The organism is Anaerohalosphaera lusitana, assembly GCF_002007645.1.
Lineage (GTDB): Bacteria > Planctomycetota > Phycisphaerae > Sedimentisphaerales > Anaerohalosphaeraceae > Anaerohalosphaera > Anaerohalosphaera lusitana.
The window spans coordinates 643,549-663,227 of record NZ_CP019791.1; the positions used below are offsets into that span (position 1 = coordinate 643,549).

At 53.8% G+C, this 19,679-nt stretch carries 15 protein-coding genes; 11 read left to right on the forward strand and 4 right to left on the reverse strand.

Features of this window, described 5'->3' with window-relative positions; genetic code table 11:
- Positions 1-54: 54 nt before the first annotated feature.
- The 3 genes from STSP2_RS02810 to STSP2_RS02820 are packed head-to-tail and all read left to right on the forward strand — an operon-like array spanning position 55 to position 3,317.
- Entirely contained in the window at positions 55-624 is a 570-nt protein-coding gene (locus tag STSP2_RS02810; RefSeq protein ID WP_146659670.1) for a winged helix-turn-helix domain-containing protein, read from the forward strand.
- Positions 531-1,103 (forward strand): IS630 family transposase, encoded by a 573-nt coding sequence (locus tag STSP2_RS02815; RefSeq protein ID WP_146659672.1) that lies wholly within the window; start codon positions 531-533, stop codon positions 1,101-1,103. The genes STSP2_RS02810 and STSP2_RS02815 overlap by 94 nt, the downstream gene beginning before the upstream one ends.
- Positions 1,104-1,127: 24 nt before the next feature.
- Positions 1,128-3,317, forward strand: a complete 2,190-nt coding sequence (locus tag STSP2_RS02820; protein ID WP_146659673.1) for a glycoside hydrolase family 95 protein — start codon at positions 1,128-1,130, stop codon at positions 3,315-3,317.
- A gap of 80 nt (positions 3,318-3,397) precedes the next feature.
- Here the strand turns inward: STSP2_RS02820 and STSP2_RS02825 are convergent, their stop codons facing one another.
- Complete coding sequence (locus STSP2_RS02825; RefSeq protein WP_169852929.1) at positions 3,398-4,369, reverse strand: AEC family transporter; 972 nt, start codon at positions 4,367-4,369, stop codon at positions 3,398-3,400.
- A 58-nt stretch (positions 4,370-4,427) separates the two neighbouring features.
- Positions 4,428-5,816, reverse strand: coding sequence for an alkaline phosphatase (locus tag STSP2_RS02830; RefSeq protein ID WP_169852930.1), 1,389 nt, complete (start codon positions 5,814-5,816; stop codon positions 4,428-4,430).
- Positions 5,817-5,985: 169 nt separating this feature from the next.
- On the opposite strand from STSP2_RS02830, the gene STSP2_RS02835 reads away from it, so the two are divergent.
- The 6 genes from STSP2_RS02835 to clpB all read left to right on the forward strand — a co-directional run bounded on the left by STSP2_RS02835 (position 5,986) and on the right by clpB (position 12,919).
- On the forward strand, positions 5,986-7,329 hold the full coding sequence (locus tag STSP2_RS02835) for an RHS repeat domain-containing protein (protein WP_146659679.1): 1,344 nt from the start codon (positions 5,986-5,988) through the stop codon (positions 7,327-7,329).
- A gap of 21 nt (positions 7,330-7,350) precedes the next feature.
- A complete protein-coding gene (locus STSP2_RS02840; protein WP_146659681.1) occupies positions 7,351-8,211 on the forward strand; it encodes a hypothetical protein in 861 nt (286 codons plus the stop codon).
- Positions 8,184-9,287, forward strand: coding sequence for an RHS repeat-associated core domain-containing protein (locus STSP2_RS02845; protein WP_146659683.1), 1,104 nt, complete (start codon positions 8,184-8,186; stop codon positions 9,285-9,287). Before STSP2_RS02840 ends, STSP2_RS02845 begins: the two co-directional genes overlap by 28 nt.
- A gap of 16 nt (positions 9,288-9,303) precedes the next feature.
- Positions 9,304-9,681 (forward strand): hypothetical protein, encoded by a 378-nt coding sequence (locus STSP2_RS02850; RefSeq protein ID WP_146659685.1) that lies wholly within the window; start codon positions 9,304-9,306, stop codon positions 9,679-9,681.
- A 253-nt stretch (positions 9,682-9,934) separates the two neighbouring features.
- Entirely contained in the window at positions 9,935-10,108 is a 174-nt protein-coding gene (locus STSP2_RS02855) for a hypothetical protein (protein ID WP_169852931.1), read from the forward strand.
- Positions 10,109-10,327: 219 nt separating this feature from the next.
- The gene (gene clpB, locus STSP2_RS02860; protein WP_146659688.1) at positions 10,328-12,919 is read left to right on the forward strand and encodes an ATP-dependent chaperone ClpB; all 2,592 of its coding nucleotides are present in this window, start codon (positions 10,328-10,330) and stop codon (positions 12,917-12,919) included.
- A 121-nt stretch (positions 12,920-13,040) separates the two neighbouring features.
- Here clpB and STSP2_RS02865 read toward each other — a convergent pair whose 3' ends face one another.
- Together STSP2_RS02865 and STSP2_RS02870 are read right to left on the reverse strand one after the other, a co-directional pair.
- Entirely contained in the window at positions 13,041-14,705 is a 1,665-nt protein-coding gene (locus STSP2_RS02865; protein WP_146659690.1) for an electron-transfer flavoprotein:ubiquinone oxidoreductase, read from the reverse strand.
- 1 nt (position 14,706) lies between these two features.
- Positions 14,707-16,803 carry an FAD-binding protein gene (locus tag STSP2_RS02870; protein WP_146659692.1) on the reverse strand — a complete coding sequence of 699 codons (2,097 nt, stop codon included), beginning with the start codon at positions 16,801-16,803 and terminating at the stop codon, positions 14,707-14,709.
- Positions 16,804-17,184: 381 nt separating this feature from the next.
- Between STSP2_RS02870 and STSP2_RS02875 the strand changes: the two genes are divergently transcribed.
- Both STSP2_RS02875 and STSP2_RS02880 read left to right on the forward strand, forming a co-directional pair.
- The gene (locus STSP2_RS02875) at positions 17,185-17,808 is read left to right on the forward strand and encodes a corrinoid protein (protein WP_146659694.1); all 624 of its coding nucleotides are present in this window, start codon (positions 17,185-17,187) and stop codon (positions 17,806-17,808) included.
- Between the two features lie 187 nt (positions 17,809-17,995).
- The gene (locus STSP2_RS02880) at positions 17,996-19,624 is read left to right on the forward strand and encodes a sigma-70 family RNA polymerase sigma factor (RefSeq protein ID WP_146659695.1); all 1,629 of its coding nucleotides are present in this window, start codon (positions 17,996-17,998) and stop codon (positions 19,622-19,624) included.
- Positions 19,625-19,679: the final 55 nt, after the last annotated feature.

A 19,679-nucleotide genomic window follows, 5' to 3' on the forward strand; every position in this document is an offset into this window, starting at 1 on the left:
TGCGCCATCGCTAATGATGTGTCATAATTCCTAAAAAATGAAAGGAAATATGGCATGCACATCAGTGAGATCAAGTACGGTGACCTGCAAAAGTTAAAAGAAAAAGCTCGGATTGAAACCAATGCAAAGCAGCGAGATCGATATCGGGTGGTAGCCCTGGCATTGGAGGGATGGCAAACAAAAGCGATCATGACAAAACTTGATCGCAGCAAAAACTTCGTTCAGCGATGGTGTTATTTCTACCGTGATGGCGGCATTGAGGCTATCGCACCAAAACGTCAAAGCGGCAGGCCTACAAAACTGCCACGCAAAAAAGAGCCTGAGTTGATCAAGCGAATTCAAGATGGACCAACCGATTCAGACGGTGGTGTATGTGTGCTACGCGGCAGAGACATAAGACGGATTCTTGAAAGAGAATTTGGCGTAAAATATTCGCTCTTCGGCGTCTATGATCTAATGCATAGATTGGGGCTTTCATGTCTAAAACCAAGGCCTAAGCACCGAAAGAACGATCCGGAAAAAATGCAGCAGTGGTTGGAGCAAGCCCCCTTTTTGTCCAAAAAGTCCGAACAGAAAACCCCGAAAAGAAAATTGAGATCTGGTTCCAGGACGAAGTGCGAATAGGCCAGCAAGGAACACTGACCAATGTTTGGGCTCCAAAAGGATCCAGGCCTACAGCAGTAAAGCAGACCGAGTATGATTGGGTATATATTTTTGGAGCTGTCAATCCTGTCAATGGCAAATCGTCGGCTGTGATTACTCCGACTGTTAACACTGATTATATGAATCACCACCTGAGATTTATAAGCGAGGAGGCAGGCAAAGATGTACATGTGGTTCTGGTTCTTGATCAGGCTGGTTGGCATATCGCTAAACAGTTGGTTGTGCCGAAGAATATCAGCCTGCTTCACCTGCCTGCATACAGTCCGGAATTGAATCCGATAGAACGTCTTTGGGCCTATATGAAGAGTCACTACTTGAGCAACCGCATTTACAAAAATTATGAGGAAATATTCAACGCAGGAACAGTTGCATGGAACAATATAACCTCAGAAATGTTCTGCTCAATATGCAATACTGAATGGATTAAGCATGAGAATTAATCACAATGCGTATTAATCGGCGCGATGGTCTACGGCGGTGTCTCTCTAGAACGCATCCAGCTCAACGAGCACAGCCTCTGGAGCGGCGGACCTGGTTCAGCAGGCTGGATGAAGGACCAGAACAAACACGACGCGCACGAACACCTTGACGAAATCCGCAAGGCACTGCTGGCTGGCGACAAGCGAAAGGCGCAGCAGCTCAGCACCGAACATCTGCGAGGTCTCGGGCCTGACGACAGAAACGAAGCGGACAAGAATTTCGGCCGATACCAGACTTTCGGCGAACTGCACATCGATACCGGCCACGACAAAGAGAACGCCAAAAACTATCACCGCGAACTGAATCTCTCCACCGGTGTTCAGACGATCACTTATGACCTTAACGGCACAAAGTTTACGCGTACAAGCTTCTGCTCCAATCCCGACCGCTGTCTGGTCCTGCATTTTGATGCGGATAAGCTCGACAAGCAGAACATCGCCCTGAAATTTGCAACACCGCACGCGATCGAGACAACAGCACAGGACGGAGTCTTCATCGCAAACGGCAAGGTCGAAAACAACGGCCTCAAACTCGACGGGCGGATCGCAGTACTCAACGAAGGCGGCCAGGTCGACGTTACCAATGAAGGCATTAAAATCGCGAACGCGGACACGGTCACCTTTATTATCGTCCTAGGCACCGACTACGCAAACAACTGGCCCGTATATCGCGGCGAGGATCCAAAGGCGGAAAACATCAGCCGACTGAATGCCGCTGTCGCAAAAGGCTACGACCAACTGAAGACCGACCATATCGAGGACCACAGCTCGCTGCACGGCAGAGTCACCGTCGACCTTGGCACCACTCCCGAAGACGTGCGCAAACTTCCCACGGATGAACGTGTGAAGCTCAACAAACAGACGCCGGACCACGACCTCGAAGAACTGTATTTCCAGTTCGGCCGATACCTGCTGATCGCATCCTCGCGCCCCGGCGGTCTGCCTGCCAATCTGCAAGGTATATGGTGCAACGAGACCGTCCCAGCATGGAACAGCGACTATCATCTCAACATCAATCTGCAGATGAACTACTGGCCCAGCGGTCCATGCAATCTCATCGAATGTCAAAAACCGCTGATCACCTACACCGACGCACTCCGCAAACCCGGCCAGGCAACCGCCCAAGCGTACTTCAACGCAGACGGCTGGACCGCAAATCTCTCCAGCAACCTCTGGGGCTACACCACACCCCATCCAGGCAAGAACCGTCCGCGGTACTGGGCCTTCTTCCCAATGGGCGGAGCATGGCTGACAACCCACGCATTCGAGCAGTACGCGTTCGGCATGGACGAAGATTACCTGCGGCAGATCTCCTGGCCGATCATCGCAGGCACCGCGGATTTTCTCATGGACGCGCTCTACGAACTGCCCACCGGCGAACTCTCCAGCACCCCGAGCTGGTCGCCCGAACATGGCCCGATCTCAAAAGGCACAACGTGCGACATCGCTATGGCGCGCGAGGCTCTCAAGGGCGCGATCATCGCTGCCGAAGTACTCAACGAGACCGGACCGCGGGTGCAGCAATGGAAGCAGGCGATGGAAAAGCTCGTCCCGTACAAGATCGGTCAGCACGGCCAGCTCCAGGAATGGTACGAAGATATTGACAACCCAAAGGACAAACACCGCCACCTCAATCACCTGTTCGGCCTGCACCCCGGAACCCAGATCGATCCCGTACATACGCCCGAACTCGCGAAGGCCGCCAAAACAACACTGACCCAGCGGGGCGACGGCGCTACAGGCTGGTCAATGGGCTGGAAGATCAACTTCTGGGCAAGAGTCCATGACGGCGATCATGCTTATACGCTCATTCGCAACCTGCTCAAACGCGGCACCAATCCAAATCTGCTGGACGTGCATCCGCCTTTCCAGATCGACGGCAACTTCGGCGGTACAGCAGGCTTTGCCGAAATGCTCATGCAGAGCAAATACCGTCGCGACGGCGGCGAGATCATGCTCCTGCCCGCACTGCCCAGCGCTTGGGCCGACGGCTCAGCCAAAGGACTGCGTGCCCGCGGCGGCTTCGTCGTAAGCGATCTGCAGTGGCAGGACAGCAAGCTCACCGCTGCAAGCGTCCTCAGTGAAAACGGCGGCGAACTGACCGTCAGATGTGCCGGCAAGAAATGGGACTTCAAAACCGAGCCCGGCAAAACTGTTGAAATACCGCTGGACTAAAAGGCCGGCATTAAATCGCAAACAGAAAGGGCCGGCTCATTAATATGGGTTGGCTCTTTTTTTGTTCACTGTGCCGAAGCTCACAGCAGCCACTTCTGCCCCAGCGCCACCCATGCAGGTATCGTCGCAAAGCCCAGCAGCGTCGTCGTCGCGATTATCACAAGAGCGGTCACCGGCTCACCCTTGTAATGCCGTGACAGCACCAGCGTAAACATCGCTGCAGGCATCGCGGCCTGCACGATCAGTATCTCGCGTGTCTGCACATGTCCCGCCGCAAAGCTCGCAACCGTCAGCACCAGCAGCGGCATCACCGCAAGCCGAATGATCGACCCCGCCACTGCCGTCTTCAACAGCGACCGATCCGTGAACCGCACATGCTGCAGCCGCTCGGCCAGCGTAGAACCCGAGATCAGCAGACCCAGCGGGATCGCCACCGCACCGGCAGACGAAAAAAACTTCTGCACCGGCACGGGCACCGGGTTAGCGTCGAACGCGTTCTTTATGAGCAGCGCCACTATCAGCGAAATCAGCGGCGGATTTATAATCTTCTTCCAGCAGTTACGATCGAACTTGCCGCTCAGCACTGTCACACCGACCGACCACAGACAAAGCTCAACGCCCGAGGTGAATATGAACACAAGCCCCACCACCTGCTGCCCGAAAAGACTCCCGATAAGATACAGCGGGATGTACGCGTAATTGTGCATGCCCGAACATGTCGCGAAAGTGTGCCTCGTGCTCGGCTGATCACGAAAGACGAACCAGCCGACCGCAAGCGATATCATGATGCCCACCAGCGGCATCGCAAACCCCCACGCGAACAGCTCCGCGATCAGGCCCGCCGATGTATCCGTCGCCTCATCGGTTATCGACGCGAATATCAAACACGGTATGAACACGTTGATGATCAGCCGCAGCATCTGGTCCTCGCTGTTGCGGTTGAGCCATCTAAGTTTGTGCGCCGCCGCCCCCACGCCCAGCAGCATAATGATCGGTATCAGTGAATTTATAACAGCCGTAAAATACATATCCATCCATAAAAAAATGGGCAACACGTTATCCGTGCGCCCATTGTATGCGATGCCGCTCTAATTGAAAGCTTAAACGCTCTTATTCGCTCAGCAGCTCAAAAACATAGTCCGCGATGTCAGTGTTGTCGATATAGTGCCCGCGAACCGGGTCGAACCCGTCCGCCCGCATCACGAATTCTCGTCCCGCCCGCCCCTTCACGTAAAACGGAACCAGCGAATTCGTATGTCCGCCGCTGTGCCATTCTCCGCCGGGCATTTTCCCCTTGCCGTTGTTTACGATCTCCTTCCATACAGGCCCGTCCTCGTTCGCACCCGACCCCGGCCCTGTCAGATACCCCGTCTCATGGTCAGCCGTCACGACCAGCATCGTTTCCTGCCAGTTGGAATTCTCCTCGACCCAGTCCACGACCGTCTCGACCGCTCGGTTGAACTCGATCTGCTCCTCGATCATCCTCGGCAGATTGTTCCCGTGCCCCGCCCAGTCGACCGCTCCGCCCTCGATCATCATACACAGGCCGTCTTCGTCTTCATCCAGCACGTTTATAGCGGCCCTGACCATCGTCGCAAGCGCAGGCACGCCCTTGTTTCGCTCCACTGCGTAAGGCTCCTCCTGTTCCCTGCCGCCTGCCCGGTTATACTGCAGCGTGCTGCGAACTCGCGGAATCCCCAGCACCCGCTTAGGCGTATCACCCTCGCCGATCTTCTCAAAACCGTCCCCCGTATCAACAAACGTCCAGCTATCGCGTTTACCGTCGCCGTCCGCATCCGCGCCTTCAACCTCACCGTCCGAAATATCCGCCCACGCATCCGCACCGCCGACAAATTTAAAATCCTTAGGCTCTTCCACACTCTTTGCGTTTTCGTCATACAGCGGATGCCCGCAGCCCATGATCACCTCCAGCCCACTCTCGTATATCATCTCACGCGCGATCTCGGCATAGTTGCCCCGCGCGACATTGTGCGCCGAAAAGCCCGCAGGCGTCGCGTGTGCGAACTGGACACTCGTGACCACCCCCGTCGCCCGTCCGCTCTTTTCCGCAGCTTCGAGTATGTTGGCAAGATCGAACCTGTCCAGATCAACGCCGATCGCGCCTTTGTAAGTCTTCGTGCCCGTGCTCATCGCGGTCGCAGCCGCCGCAGAATCCGTACACCGCGCGTATCCGCCGCCCTCGACATAATTAAAATACTTCCACGCCTGCTCAGGCTCATACGTCTGGCCCGCCGCATACGTGCTCATCGCGATCTTGAACGGAAACTGCTCATACACCTGCCTGCCCTTGTGCCCATACTGATAATAGCTCGCAGTGTCCACATGATTGAACCCGCACCCGTCCGCGATCATGATAATGATGTTCTTCGGTGAAGCTGCCCGGCCCGCCTCTTCAGCCGGACAGACCCCCGCCGCAAAAAACACTACCCCGACACACGCAAAAACAACGCTCAGCTTCTTAACCCCGCGTAGGTACATACCTATCCTTTCCAAAAACAATGTCTCAATCCCTAATCCCACCGCACCAGCCATATTACAATAAAATCCCGCCAATTTCTGCAAATTTTCCGTTAGAACCCAATCTGACCGCAATTAATTCGCCAAATTGAAGATTTTCTAAATTTATACGAAAGCGAACAGGGCAATATTGACAAAAATCCCTTTCATTACAAGTTCTACCCCTTATAATGACTACGATTACGATGACATAGACAGGGTATCAGGCGTGACATATCACGACACCACAACCGAGTCTTTCGGCATGGACGACCTGGGCAACCGCGGCACGGTCGGCCTTCGCGACAACACCACGGATACGTACGTGGTACAGCCTTACGCGGCCAACGAATACGCCTCCATCGACTCCGTATCCCTCACCTACGACAACGCAGGCAACATGACCGCCGACCATCGCGGCTTCGAGTACGAGTACGACTACGAAAACCGCCTCGTCAAGGTCACCAACCCCGGCCAAAGCGTCACCGTCGCTGAATTCGACTACGACGCCCTCGGCCGACGCATCCGCAGGATCAAACACGACATCAGCGAGACCCGGCTGTACTTCTACAATGACAACTGGCAGGTGCTGGAAGAATACGACGATTCCAACGTCATGAAAAAGCTCTACGTATACGGCAACTACATCGACGAGGTGCTGGCTGCGGGCGGCACTAGCTCCGTCTACTACCTCCAGGACCATCTCTACAGCCCGGTCGCACTGCTCGACACCAACGGCAGCACCGTTGAACGCTACGAATACAACGCTTACGGCCAGGCCACCGTCTACACCGACAAGGGCACCGACGGCACATGGCTAACCGCCGACGACACCACCTCGCCCATCAGCGCACTGGACAACGAATACACATTCACCGGCCGACGCCTAGACTCACTCCACGCCAACCAGCTCCCCCTGATGCAGTACCGCCACCGCTACTACGACCCGCAAATGGGCAGATTCCTGACACGAGATCCGTTGGGAATAGATCCTGGGGTTATGTCTTTTCCAAATTTGTTTGCTGTGCGAACGCAGTATATGGGTGGATTGAATCTATACGAATATGTTGGTAGTACTTCGATACTTTATACGGACCCTTATGGATTGTGCAAGGCCGGAGAAACAAACGTCTGTACTAAAACATGGTTTCTAAATAAAGATTTTAAATTCAGGTATAGAGGACAAATCGACCCATGGGGCTGGTTTCCTAGTATCGGGTACATAAAGGAGATATTTGTGAGAGCTATTTGGGATGAGAAAACAGTTACACTTTCTGTCCCCTGCGATTCCTGTACCGGAAAGTGGGACTATGCCAATTCTGAACGCAAGGAGGATGTCGAATCTAAAAAAGGAACAGAGCATTCATCAAACGATGCTGTTACTTATCCAGTTAAAGGCAGAACGGAAGAGGTGAAAGCTGCTCTTCGTGAGTATGCCCGGCCAGATTTGCCGACAGAAGATTCAACTGATTGGTCTTGCGTGATTAAACCTTAGTGTTGTTTTTTGGAGTAAGACATGAGGCGTTTGCCGCTAATATTAATTCTATGTGTTATTGGCTTTGTGCTGATCTATATTGCCCTCCGAACTGACATCTTTACAAGACACAAGTCAAAGCAGGCTATCAGCCGTGAAGAATATTTAGCAAGATTAAATAAGCCTGATATCTCTGTAGAGAAACTGATAAACGAGATAGAGTATGCAACAGATGACTGGCAAGAAAGATATAGAAATCAATTGGATTATTATCTTTCTCGCCGTTACGCTAGATTGATCGCTTTTCTTGTCGAGCAAATGGCCGAAGAAGGGCATTTTAGATTACGTTTTGACGAAGAATGGCGGAAGGCTATATACGAGGACCATAAGCCATACAAGATGGAGGATCCATTTGATATCGAACCAATTTGGAGATATACAGGAAAACGAACTTGCTTTGAAGTGTTAAAGGAGGATTATGGGCCCGGTAATGAGTCCATCCTGCAGGCCGTGCGAGAAGAAATAGCTGATTGTTCTGAAAAGCAATGTAAGCCTCATTTTATTTACTTTCTCTTGAAGCTTTTCAACGAGAAACTCAAAGCAGATCGTTACGTTTATACAGATGATGACGGCGCAATAATACAGGTATTTAACAAATACCGTACCTATCGCGCTGAATATGTTTACCAGGATATCCAACGGTTGCTTGAGATTTATAAGCAGTATGAAAAATGGCCTAAAATACGTAACGAAGTGTATTTTGCGATTTTATTTGTAACTTTGGATTTTGATTTGAGAGATGAACTTTTGCAAGAAGTCGATGATCATGGGCTAATAAGTGCATATCAAATGCTCGATAGTTACAAAGATCAGATATGGCAAAAAAGCAAGATTATGCAATAATACTTTGCAAATTCGACTACGATGCACTCGGCCGACGCATCCGCAGGATCAAACACGACATCAGCGAGACGCGGCTGTACTACTACAACGACAACTGGCAGGTGCTTGAGGAGTATGAGTGCGTTTCCCTGCATGGTACGACTATGGTGAACAGGTACGTCTATGGCAACTATATCGATGAGGTGCTGCGTAAGGACGATGGCACAGACGCTTACTATTACAGCCAGGATCATCTGTACAGCCCCGTTGCCCTGCTGGACACCAACGGCACCGTCGTCGAACGTTACGAATACAACGCCTACGGCAAGGCCACCGTCTACACCGACAAGGGCACCGACGGCACATGGCTAACCGCCGACGACACCACCTCGACCATCAGCGCACTGGACAACGAATACACCTTCACCGGCCGACGCCTCGACTCACTCCACGCCAACCAGCTGCCCCTGATGTACTACCGCCACCGCTACTACGACCCACAAATGGGCAGATTCCTGACACGCGATCCATTGGGATACTATTTGGATGGATTAAACCTTTTCGAGTACACCAAGTCACTACCGTTAAATCGGCTGGATCCATCAGGGCTTTTCTATATGGTCCCCCCACACGTACCTAAACCCTCACCCGAAGAATTGTGCGATGATTGGATCGAAGATGAATCTGACGATATGAATTGGATCAATGACATACCTCACTGTCCCACAAATTTGCCTTGTGACGGCAGCAATCCGGACTCTGACATATGGGAAGATCCAAAAGATGCCGATCAAAAATATCATCCCGGGGCTGACAAGTGTATCAGAGGTAAATATGAAGACATAGAATCAGGACAACAGTGTTGTTATAGCGAGGATGGCAACCTAATTACAGACGGATTGGGTGCTGGGACCCCTGATCGGATTTCTCCAGTTGGAGGAATCAAGAACATAAAAGGCGTCAGAGGTCATCTTTGGGAGGATGTAAGGATGTATAAATATTGCAAAAAGCATCTCGGCGACGATTGGGTTGAGGAGAAGTATAATAAGGTTAGACCCCCGTGCTTAGGTGAGGAACGATGTGATCTTCAAAAATAGCTAAGGAGCCCACTATATGTCTAAGGATGTTCGTAAATGTTTCCTTGCATCGCTTGTGATATGGAACGTAGCATCTATAGGTGCTTGGTTGTGGATTTGGTCTTTATTTAATATGGCCGATATTTCAAGGCAAGAAAAAAATGAGGTTACGGTTATCTTTGCGCTTACTGAGGCATGGCTTATTCTTACATTAGTTTATTGCCTCGGCTGGCATACAAAGCTGTTTCGGATATTATCGGATATTACAAATGCTCTCGCTGTATTGGCCGGAATTTATTACTTATTCATGATCCATCCCGGTATCGTAAACTTACTTGTTCCCGCTATTTATTTGATATCCGCATTATTTTACTTCTGTAGTCAACACTGTCCGGTGAAAAGACAAACAGGATAAGGTAAAAGCAGGATGGAGGGGTGAACTAAAAAACTATGAAAGCCAGATACCCCGAGGACGAATATGTTATATTCGCCCCGAAACGTGCTCGTCGCAGTGACGGCACAAAAATTTACTCACGTAAATTTTAAGGAGTATCTGACATGGAAACTATTGTAGCAATCGACCTGAAGAGATGAAGTAAAAGGGCCGGACACCTTTACAACGTAAACACTTGCTATGAATGGGCTTACAGGTAGCTGCGCGGAAGGAAATGCAAGAATACGTCGATTCGAACGTCATGAAAATGAAAAATCTTTACGTCTACGGCAACTACATCGACGAGGTGCTGGCTGCGGGCGGAACGAGCTCCGTCTACTTCCTCCAGGATCATCTCTACAGCCCGGTTGCGGTGCTCGACACCAACGGCAGCACCGTCGAACGCTGAGAATACAACGTCTAAGGCAAGGCGACCTGTCATAATGGCATGATCAACTAAAGGCTCTGTGTGCGTAAATGCTTGCTGGGCCTTGTTTTATGCGCGTTGAGGGTCTGCTGGCACAGAGTTTGCAATATTGCTAAGAGGTGGTTTTATGTCAATCCATAAGGCTTCCCGATAACCAGACAAAGTAAGTTACATTGCAAACTCGACAGAGGTATCATATTTATGAAATTCGACAAATTCACAATGAAAACGCAGGAAGCCATCGCCAGCTCGCAGCAGCACGCGATGGCCGAGTCCCACACCGTCGTCACGGCCCTGCACCTGCTCAAGACCGTACTCGACGAGGAAGAAGGGCTCATCATAGACATACTCAAGAAGATCGGCGCCAACCCCGACCGCATCAAGCAGATGGTCGAAAGCGAACTGGCCCGCGTCCCCAAGGGCGCCCAGAAGGGCCAGATGATCATGCCCGACTCCGCATATCAGCAGGTCATCCTCGACGCGCAGAACCGCGCCGACCGCATGGGCGACGAATATCTCAGCCTCGAACATCTGTTCATGAGCCTGGCCGACATCCCCAGCGACGCAAAAGAAATTCTCAGCGTCAACTCCATCACCGCCGACAAGATCGAAGAAGCATCTAAGGACCTCCGCGGCGGCGAAAAGGTCACCGACGCCAACGCCGAATCCAAATACAAGGTGCTCGAAAAGTACGGCATCGACCTGCTCGAACTCGCACGCAAAGGCAAGCTCGACCCGGTCATCGGTCGCGACCAGGAGATCCGCCGCTGCATGCAGGTGCTCAACCGCCGTACGAAAAACAACCCCGTGCTCATCGGCGAACCCGGCGTCGGTAAGACCGCCATCGTCGAGGGCCTCGCCCAGCGGATCGTCGAAGGCGACGTCCCCTCGGGCCTGAAGGAAAAACGCATCATCGCGCTGGACATGGGTTCGATGGTCGCAGGCACGAAATTTCGCGGTGAATTCGAGGAACGCTTCAAGGGCGTCCTCAAGGAAGTCACCCAGAGCGAAGGCAAGATCATCCTCTTCATCGACGAGCTGCACACCGTCGTCGGCGCCGGCAAAACCGAAGGCAGCGTAGACGCGGGCAACCTGCTCAAGCCCTCCCTTGCACGCGGCGAACTCCGCTGCATCGGCGCGACCACGATCGACGAATACCGCAAGTACATCGAAACCGATGCGGCCCTCGAACGCCGCTTCCAGCCGGTCAAGATCGACCCGCCGACCATCGAAGAAACCATCGCGATACTCCGCGGCCTCAAGGACAAATACGACACCCACCACGGCGTACGCATCACCGACAGCGCTCTCGTCTCCGCCGCCATGCTCTCGGACCGCTACATCTCCGACCGCTGGCTGCCCGACAAGGCAATCGACCTGATCGACGAGGCCGCATCGAAATTGCGCATCGAAAATGATTCGCTGCCCGCCGAGCTCGACAGCATCCGCAGACGCGAGATGCAGCTCGAGATCGAACGCGAAGCGCTAAAAAAAGAAAAAGACGAAGCATCCGCCACCCAGCTCGGGAAGGTCGAACAGCAGCTCGCCGAACTGCAGCAGCGCGACAACGAACTTACCGCGAAATGGGAAACCGAAAAGGAAGGCATCGACGGCATAAAACGCGTCAAGGAAGAGATCGCCGACGCCCACACCGAGCTCGAAGATGCCCAGCGCCGCGGTGATCTAGAAACCGCCGCCCGCCTCAAATACGGCACCATCTCCGAGCTCGAAAAGAAGCTGCACGGCATGGAAGAGGAACTCGCGAAAAAAGACGGCACCGAAATGATCCACAACGAAGTGACCAACGATCAAGTCGCGCAGGTCGTCGCAAAATGGACCGGCATACCTGTCGCAAAACTGATGACCGGCGAGCGCGAACGACTCATGCAGATGGAAAAACAGTTGGCGAAGCGAGTCGTCGGCCAGCAGGAAGCAGTGCACGCAGTATCCAACGCTGTCCGCCGTAACCGCGCAGGCCTCGGCGACAAGAACCGCCCCATCGGTACGTTCCTGTTCCTCGGTCCCACCGGTGTCGGTAAGACCGAGCTCAGCAAGGCGCTTGCCGAATTCCTGTTCAACGACCCCAACGCAATGGTCCGCATCGACATGAGCGAATTCATGGAATCGCACTCGGTCGCCCGGCTGATCGGTGCACCTCCCGGCTACGTCGGTTTCGAGCAAGGCGGCAAACTCACCGAAGCCGTCCGCCGGCAACCTTACTGCGTCGTTCTGCTCGACGAGATCGAAAAGGCCCATACGGACGTGTTCAACGTTCTGCTGCAGGTCTTCGACGACGGCCGACTGACCGACGGTAAGGGTCGAACGGTCGACTTCAAGAACACGATCATTATCATGACCAGCAACTTTGCCGGCGATCAGATCATGCAGATGACCGAAGAAGAAGGCGCGGACTGGGAGATCGAGGCCCACGTCAAGGACGCCCTCAAGCAGGCGTTCCGGCCCGAGTTCCTCAACCGTATCGACGAGACGATCGTCTTCCACATGCTCACGCAGGAGGACCTCATGCGTGTCGTAGACATCCAACTTCGCTATCTCACCGAACGGCTCAAGGATCGCAACATCGAGCTCGAATTCACCGACGCAGCCAAACAGCTCGTCATGGACGAGGGCTACGACCCCGCCTACGGCGCACGTCCGCTAAAGCGTGCGATCCAGAACCGCATCGAGAACCGGCTCGCCGCCGAGATCCTCGCAGGCAAGTTCAACGACGGCGACAGGATCAAGGTCGACGCCGAAAACTACTCACTGCAGTTGACCAAGCTCAACGAGTGATCAAAATCAAATACAGTTCCTTTCCTCCGTTTCGATGGGCGTGGCAGATGCAACTGTCACGCCTTTTTGATCCGATCAGCGCATGGAAAAGGCCGACAACCGCCGGCCTTTATCGTGATCATTACATCGTCTTATACCGCGGTCCGCCCCCGCCCTCGGGCACGGTCCACCGAATGTTGTCAAACGGACACTTCCGCTGACACGTCTTACAGTGCAGACAGTTCGACGGATTCGCGGGCTTGACCACATCGTGGATCATCTCGTACACACCCGCCGGGCAGAACGTGATGCAGGGCCGTTCAAACTTCCGTCCGCACTCATCGCATTTCGCAGGATCCAGTATCGACAGATGCGAAGGCTGTTCCTCACGGTGCTCCGTATCCGCCATCGCGGTGAACGTATCCTTATCAAAATCCATGTCGGGCCTGAGCCGATACTCCATCGACGTCATGACCTCGTAATCCGGCTCGATATCAAACTTCGGCAGCATCCCACCGAATACGCTGAACGGCATGCCCTGCAGCGGGCCGAACTTCGCAACCGTCTGACGGAAATTTTTCGCCGTCCGCATTTCATCGAGCACGCCCGCCTCTTCGACCAGCCTGGTATACTCGACCGCCAGCTCATCGAGAGCGCCGAGCTTCGAAGTGATCGCCTTGCCCGCCGCAAGCCCCGAAGAGATCGCATTATGCAAACCCTTGATCTTGTTCATGTTCACAAAGCCCGCCGAATCGCCCAGGATGACCGTGTTCGCCTTGCCGATCGCGTCGGTAGATCCCTCACGCGGGATCGCAAAATATCCGCCTTCCGGGATCATCTTCGCTCCGCCTTCGACCACCGTTCCGCCATCGACGAACTGCTTGACGAACTTATGCTCCTTAAATCGCTCCAGCGCATCCTGCGGATTGAAGTCGTAATATTTCCAGTCTAGCCCGACGATCATCCCCACGGCGATCTTGTTATCGCCCATCGGATACATAATCCCGCCGCCGAACATCGCGGGCCCGATCACCGGCGTCCAGATCGGATAGCCCATCGCATGAACGACCCGCCCGTCGGTGAACTTTGCGTACTGCTCATCTGTGACCTTGATGTTTTCCTTAACACCAATCGAGTAAAGCTGCGTCGCTTCACGCTTCAGCCCCGCCTTCTCGATGAACTTCTCCGTAAGCAGCCCGTCACAGCCCTCCGCCAGCACAACCGCATCAGCCTCGACCACCTCACCCGGCACAAAATTCGGCAGCGGCTCACCGTCATGACCCCGCCCCTGATCCACCAGCTTCACGCCGGTCGCCTTGCCCGTACTGTCGAGCAGAATGTCCTCAGCCGCAAAACCCGTCATCAACTCAACACCGACGTTCTTCGCAACGCCCGCAAGATACCCCGTCAGGCTGCTGATCGACACGATATAGTCGTCCTCGTGCACCATCTGCCCGAATCCGATCTTGCACGCCTTCGCAGCCTTGATCGCCGGCATCATGCTGAACGAGGCCTTCTTGCCGGCCAAAAACAGAACGTCATCCTTATCGACCTTGCGCGAAAACAGCTTCTGCGCCTCTTCGTCCTCCCGCCAGTCACCCGCCGCCATATCTAGCAGCTCATGTATAGGCCCCGGTTCGAGCACCGCACCGGAAAGATTGTGGTTGCCCGGTTCTGCCGCCTTGTCGATCACGCAGACATCGGTGCCAGGACTTTGTTTTTTAAGAGTGATCGCGGCCGAGAGACCCGCGGGCCCCGCCCCCACGACCAGTACTGAAACCTTATTGTAATTTGTCGAGTCAGCCACTTTACGCCTCTTTCAATTCTTCAACCAGTTTCGGTACGATATCATCAGCCGTTCCGATCATGTAGTAATCGCATTGTTTCAGGATCGGTGCGTTCGGATCCGAGTTGATCGCCACGATCGTCTCGCTGTTCGAAACGCCGATCATATGCTGTATCGCTCCGCTGATGCCGATCGCGATGTAAAGCTCGGGCCCCACCGCTGTTCCCGTCTGTCCGACCTGGTGCACCCTGTCGATGAAGCCCTGTTCTACCGCTGCACGGCTTGCGCCTTTTTCCGTTGACACGCCGAACTTATCGCCGATCACGCCGTTGAGCATGTCGATCATGCTGTCGAACTCATCGCGGTCCTGCATACCCTTGCCGCCAGCCGTGATAACATCCGCCTCGAAATTGACCTGCCCAGTTGCCATCTCCGTCTTAATGATGTCCAGGCTCTGATCCTCGGGCTTGAGTTCTACCTTGTGCTCGATCACCTCACCCGTCCGCGAAGTGTCCGGCTCCAGCCGAGTCATTACGCCCTCGCGCGCCGTCGCCATCTGACATTCGCTGTCCTTCGTCACGATGGTCGCCATGATATTACCACCCAGCGCCGGCCGCGTCTGGAACAGTATCGCAACCTGCCCCTTCCTGCTGCTGTCGCGGATCTCCAGCCCCGTACAGTCCGCCGTCAGCCCGCACTTGAGCCGATACGAAACCATCGGAGCCAGCACCCGGCCCTGCGGCGTCGCGCCATACAGCACGATCTGCGGATCATACTTCGCAACACAATCCGCAACCGCCTTGCGGTATACCGTCGGATCGAATTCCTTCAGCAGCGGGTCCTCGATCACATAGACCTTATCCGCCCCCGCGTGTATCAGCTCGTCCGTAAACTTCTTGACCGCGTCGCCCGCAATGCAAACGCCCACCTTCGTACCCAGCGAATCCGCCAGCTCACGAGCCTTGCCCGTCAGCTCGAACGTCGCCGAGTTGATCTTATCCTCGCCATGCTCAGCCATCACCCACACTTCGCCTGAGTAACTCGTCTCGGTGCTCTTGAGTGCGTTGAGCATGTCCTCCAGCGCCTTCTTGTGAAAACCGCCGTCACTCTTTTCGAGTATCTCGTCGAACTGCTTACCGTCGATCTTATTCACGTCCTCGATCTTCATCTCAGACAGCAGCCGATTAAGTTCCTTGAAATCGTCGTTCTCCTTGTCCGTCCCCTCATAAGAGCGGTCGAATTTACTCTCGCGCCTGGCCGGCGGCACATATGAAGGCCCGGCTTCAGTTTTGTCCTCCTTCTCGCCTGCACCGCCTTTACCCGCGGCGCCCGCGATCAGCTTCGCCAGCTCTTTAACTTCCGTCACTTCCTGACACTTCCGCGTCGTCTTGCCCGGCGGGAACACCCTGATCACACGCGTCTTAGAACCTTTCACGCCGACGTTGTCCGCGCCGATGTCCTTGGCAGTCCACTGCGTCATCTCCGCCCGCTCAGCTTTTCGGCTCGCCGCGAACGTTGCGAACAGCGGATACTCGTATTTCGCCACCGTCACAACCGCGGGCATCTGATGCGCTTCCACCACCTGGCTCCCGCCTGCGATGATCCGTGTGAATCTGAACTTGCCGTTGATATATTCCGCATCGGTCGCGTACGGTATACAGGGCACCTTCATCTCTTCAGCGATCTGGGCAGGCACCTGAGCCGTGTCCCCGTCCACCGACTGCATACCGGATACGACGAAATAATCATCCGTCCCGCCCAGCTTGTCCTTGACGATCTTGCGTATGCCATATGCCAGCGGATTCGCTGTCGCAAACGTATCCGCTCCGCCCAGCGCCCGGTCCGTCAGCAGCACCACATCATCGGCACATCTGCTCAACCCGTACTTGAGCACCTCCGCTGCCATCGGCGGCCCCATCGTCAGGCATATAACTTTCGACTCAGGATCGTTCTGCAGATTCCGCATCTTCCAAGCGAACGCCAACCCCTGTGCATCCAGCTCATTGATTACGCTAGGCAGCCGGGTGCGGATCAGGTTCCCCGTTTTCGGATCGAACGCGTTGTCCGTGATCTGCGAAACGTCGGGAACCTGCTTTACCAATACGATATAGTGACTCATATGACACCTTTAATTCAAGTGTGCTGTCATTTCCATACCCTAAGTTACTTTACCTGCGAGTGTTTTGCAATATAGCAGGAATTCAAATAATAACAAAGCACCGCCCTATATCTATCAATATCCACCACTGGTAGATTTTGAACAGGATTCACGACTCTTCAATCTTATTTCACGTGTCAAAACAGAACATCTGCCCGCACGACCAACATGTATTTGTACTCAACTTGCTGTTTTATGCTCGTATTTTATCAAAAACCGCATTGTTGACGCCAAACCCTTGATTTTGCCGATATTATCCTGTTACATATTAGCGGAAATCACTGTGGAGCTGCTGGAAACAGTTCCCGAATGGAAATGGTAATCGCAGTTAGGAATTAAAATATGGCAGATTTACAGGCACTCGCAGATGCGGTCATCAAGGGTGACCAGAAAACAGCAGTAGATCTTACAAAATCAGCCCTCGAAGAAGGTACCGGACCCGGCAAGGTACTCGAGGAAGGCCTTATCGCCGGCATGAACGTCATCGGAACACGGTTCAAGGCCAACGAAGTCTACATCCCAGAGGTCCTCATCTCCGCCCGCGCCATGAAAATGGCAATGGAAATCCTCGAACCCAAACTCGTTGAAGCCGGAGTAGAACCTATCGGCAAGGCCATTATCGGCACCGTCCAGGGCGATCTGCACGACATCGGCAAGAACCTCGTCATGATGATGCTCAAGGGCGCAGGATTCAACGTGATCGACCTCGGCGTGGACGTCTCACCCGAAAAATTCGTCGAGCAGGCAAAAGAAAACGGTGCCCAGATCGTCGGCCTCAGCGCATTGCTGACCACAACAATGCCCGCAATGGAAAAATCCGTCAAGGCCCTCAAAGACGCAGGTCTCGACGCAAAAGTTATTGTAGGCGGCGCTCCAGTAACGCAAGGCTACGCAGACAAGATAGGCGCAGATGGCTACAGTCCCGACGCCGCAAGCGCGGTCGATCTCGCAAAATCACTCGTTTAAGCAATTACGCAGATACAGCAGGGCGGCGCAAACCGTTGTGTCGTCCTTTTTTGATGCGCGCATTTGGTAAATGTTACTATGAATTGACCATATCTTGATTTTGCGTCGTCAATTGACGATAATAACAATGATCACAACCTAATCGCACAATATATGATCCCACCAGCCGCCCGCTGAGACGATAATTATGGCAAAATTTCGTAACGACGATTTAAAGCAATTCTTCACCGAGCTCAAGTTCGCACCCAGACCCAAACGCCTCGAACAGCTCTACGCCGCCCGGGATCTGCTTGCCATCGTCGAAGAGGACCGCGAATACCCTCTCGAATTCGTCTGTTTTCGCGTTACCGGCTACCGGCCGCGTCAGATACTCTCCGGCACACTGATAAAAGGCGATCAGCTCGCCAACGATCTGCAGACCTTCATGGATCGTCTCAGCACCGCCCTCAAACTCCGGGCCGACGAACAGCCCGAACCCGTCCTCACGATCGCCGATCTGTGCGAAAAATTCAACGTCTCCGCAAAGACCGTTCAGCGATGGCGCAAACGCGGGCTCTGGGGCTGCATGTACGTCTTCGGCCCACGCAAAAAACGCCTCGGCTTCCTCAAGTCGGATGTCGAACGTTTCATGAATAAAAACCCCGACGCCGCGAAAAAGGCCACGCAATTCTCCCTCGTCACCGACAGCGAAAAACAGCAGATCGTCCAACTCGCCCGCGACCTTACCGCCGACAAAAAACTGAGCCGCCACCAGGTCATACTCAGCATCGTAAAACAAACCGGCCGCTCCAAAGAAACCGTCCGCTATATACTGCTCGAAAACGAAGAACAAACCGACAGCATACCCGTCTTCGCCAAACCTTCCGGCGTCATCAGACCCGCCCAGGCCTCCCAGATCTATAAGCTCTACAGGCAGGGCACCTCCATCAAGGAACTGATGGAAAAATTCAATCGCAGCCGCAGTTCCATCTACCGCCTGATCAATAAGCGCCGCGCGAAGAAGATCGTTTCCGAAAAGATCGACTTCATCGCCAGCGACGAGTTCCTCACCGAAAATGCAAGACAGCAAATTCTCGGCGACAAATTCGAACTCCCCACCATCGGCAAAAAACGCATACTCTCACGCCCCCAGGAACTAGAACTGTTCCGCAAGTACAACTACCTCAAATACCTCGCCACCATCACACGCACCCAGATCGACTTTACCAGCCCCCGCGCAGGCCGTCTCGACGAAATAGAAAAATATCTCGATCAGGCCGAACAGATCAAACAGCTCATCATCGAAGCAAACCTCGGCCTCGTTGTCAGCATCGCAAAAAAGCACACCCCCATGACGGGTCACATGCCCGATCTCATCAGCGAAGGCAACCTCGCCCTCATGCGCGCCGTCGAAAAATTCGACTACACACGCGGTTACCGCTTCAGTACCTACGCCTCGCTCGCGATCGCAAAAGATTTCGCACGTAAAATTCCCGCCGAGATCACCCGTTTCGACAAAGCCAACGGCGGCCCGGACATCGCCGAATACGGCCGCGACATGCGAAACATTGACACCGCACACGTCGAGTCCATCGAACGCGCAAACCTCAGCCTCGACGAAGTCATCTCCAACAATCTCACCGAACGCGAACAGTTCGTGATCCGCAATCATTACGGCCTTGCCAAACGCAAAGTCGGCGAAAAACCAATGACCCTCAAAGAGATCGGCGACAAACTCGGCCTCAGCAAAGAACGCGTCCGCCAGATCGAACTGCTCGCTCTCCAGCAGCTTCGTCACTGTCTCCGCCCCGAACAATTCGATCTGCTCATCGGCTAGTCTTGGGCAACCGTATAACTGTTCTCGCTCCCACTGCTGGTCATTGCAAGCTTAC

What these genes read in the sequence shown, in the direction of transcription:
- STSP2_RS02810 (WP_146659670.1), top strand. Translation starts at nt 55, where the DNA reads ATGCACATCAGTGAGATCAAGTACGGTGACCTGCAAAAGTTAAAAGAA.
- STSP2_RS02820 (WP_146659673.1), top strand. Translation starts at nt 1,128, where the DNA reads ATGGTCTACGGCGGTGTCTCTCTAGAACGCATCCAGCTCAACGAGCAC.
- STSP2_RS02830 (WP_169852930.1), bottom strand. Translation starts at nt 5,816, where the DNA reads ATGTACCTACGCGGGGTTAAGAAGCTGAGCGTTGTTTTTGCGTGTGTC.
- STSP2_RS02840 (WP_146659681.1), top strand. Translation starts at nt 7,351, where the DNA reads ATGAGGCGTTTGCCGCTAATATTAATTCTATGTGTTATTGGCTTTGTG.
- STSP2_RS02845 (WP_146659683.1), top strand. Translation starts at nt 8,184, where the DNA reads ATGGCAAAAAAGCAAGATTATGCAATAATACTTTGCAAATTCGACTAC.
- STSP2_RS02850 (WP_146659685.1), top strand. Translation starts at nt 9,304, where the DNA reads ATGTCTAAGGATGTTCGTAAATGTTTCCTTGCATCGCTTGTGATATGG.
- STSP2_RS02855 (WP_169852931.1), top strand. Translation starts at nt 9,935, where the DNA reads ATGCAAGAATACGTCGATTCGAACGTCATGAAAATGAAAAATCTTTAC.
- clpB (WP_146659688.1), top strand. Translation starts at nt 10,328, where the DNA reads ATGAAATTCGACAAATTCACAATGAAAACGCAGGAAGCCATCGCCAGC.
- STSP2_RS02870 (WP_146659692.1), bottom strand. Translation starts at nt 16,803, where the DNA reads ATGAGTCACTATATCGTATTGGTAAAGCAGGTTCCCGACGTTTCGCAG.
- STSP2_RS02875 (WP_146659694.1), top strand. Translation starts at nt 17,185, where the DNA reads ATGGCAGATTTACAGGCACTCGCAGATGCGGTCATCAAGGGTGACCAG.
- STSP2_RS02880 (WP_146659695.1), top strand. Translation starts at nt 17,996, where the DNA reads ATGGCAAAATTTCGTAACGACGATTTAAAGCAATTCTTCACCGAGCTC.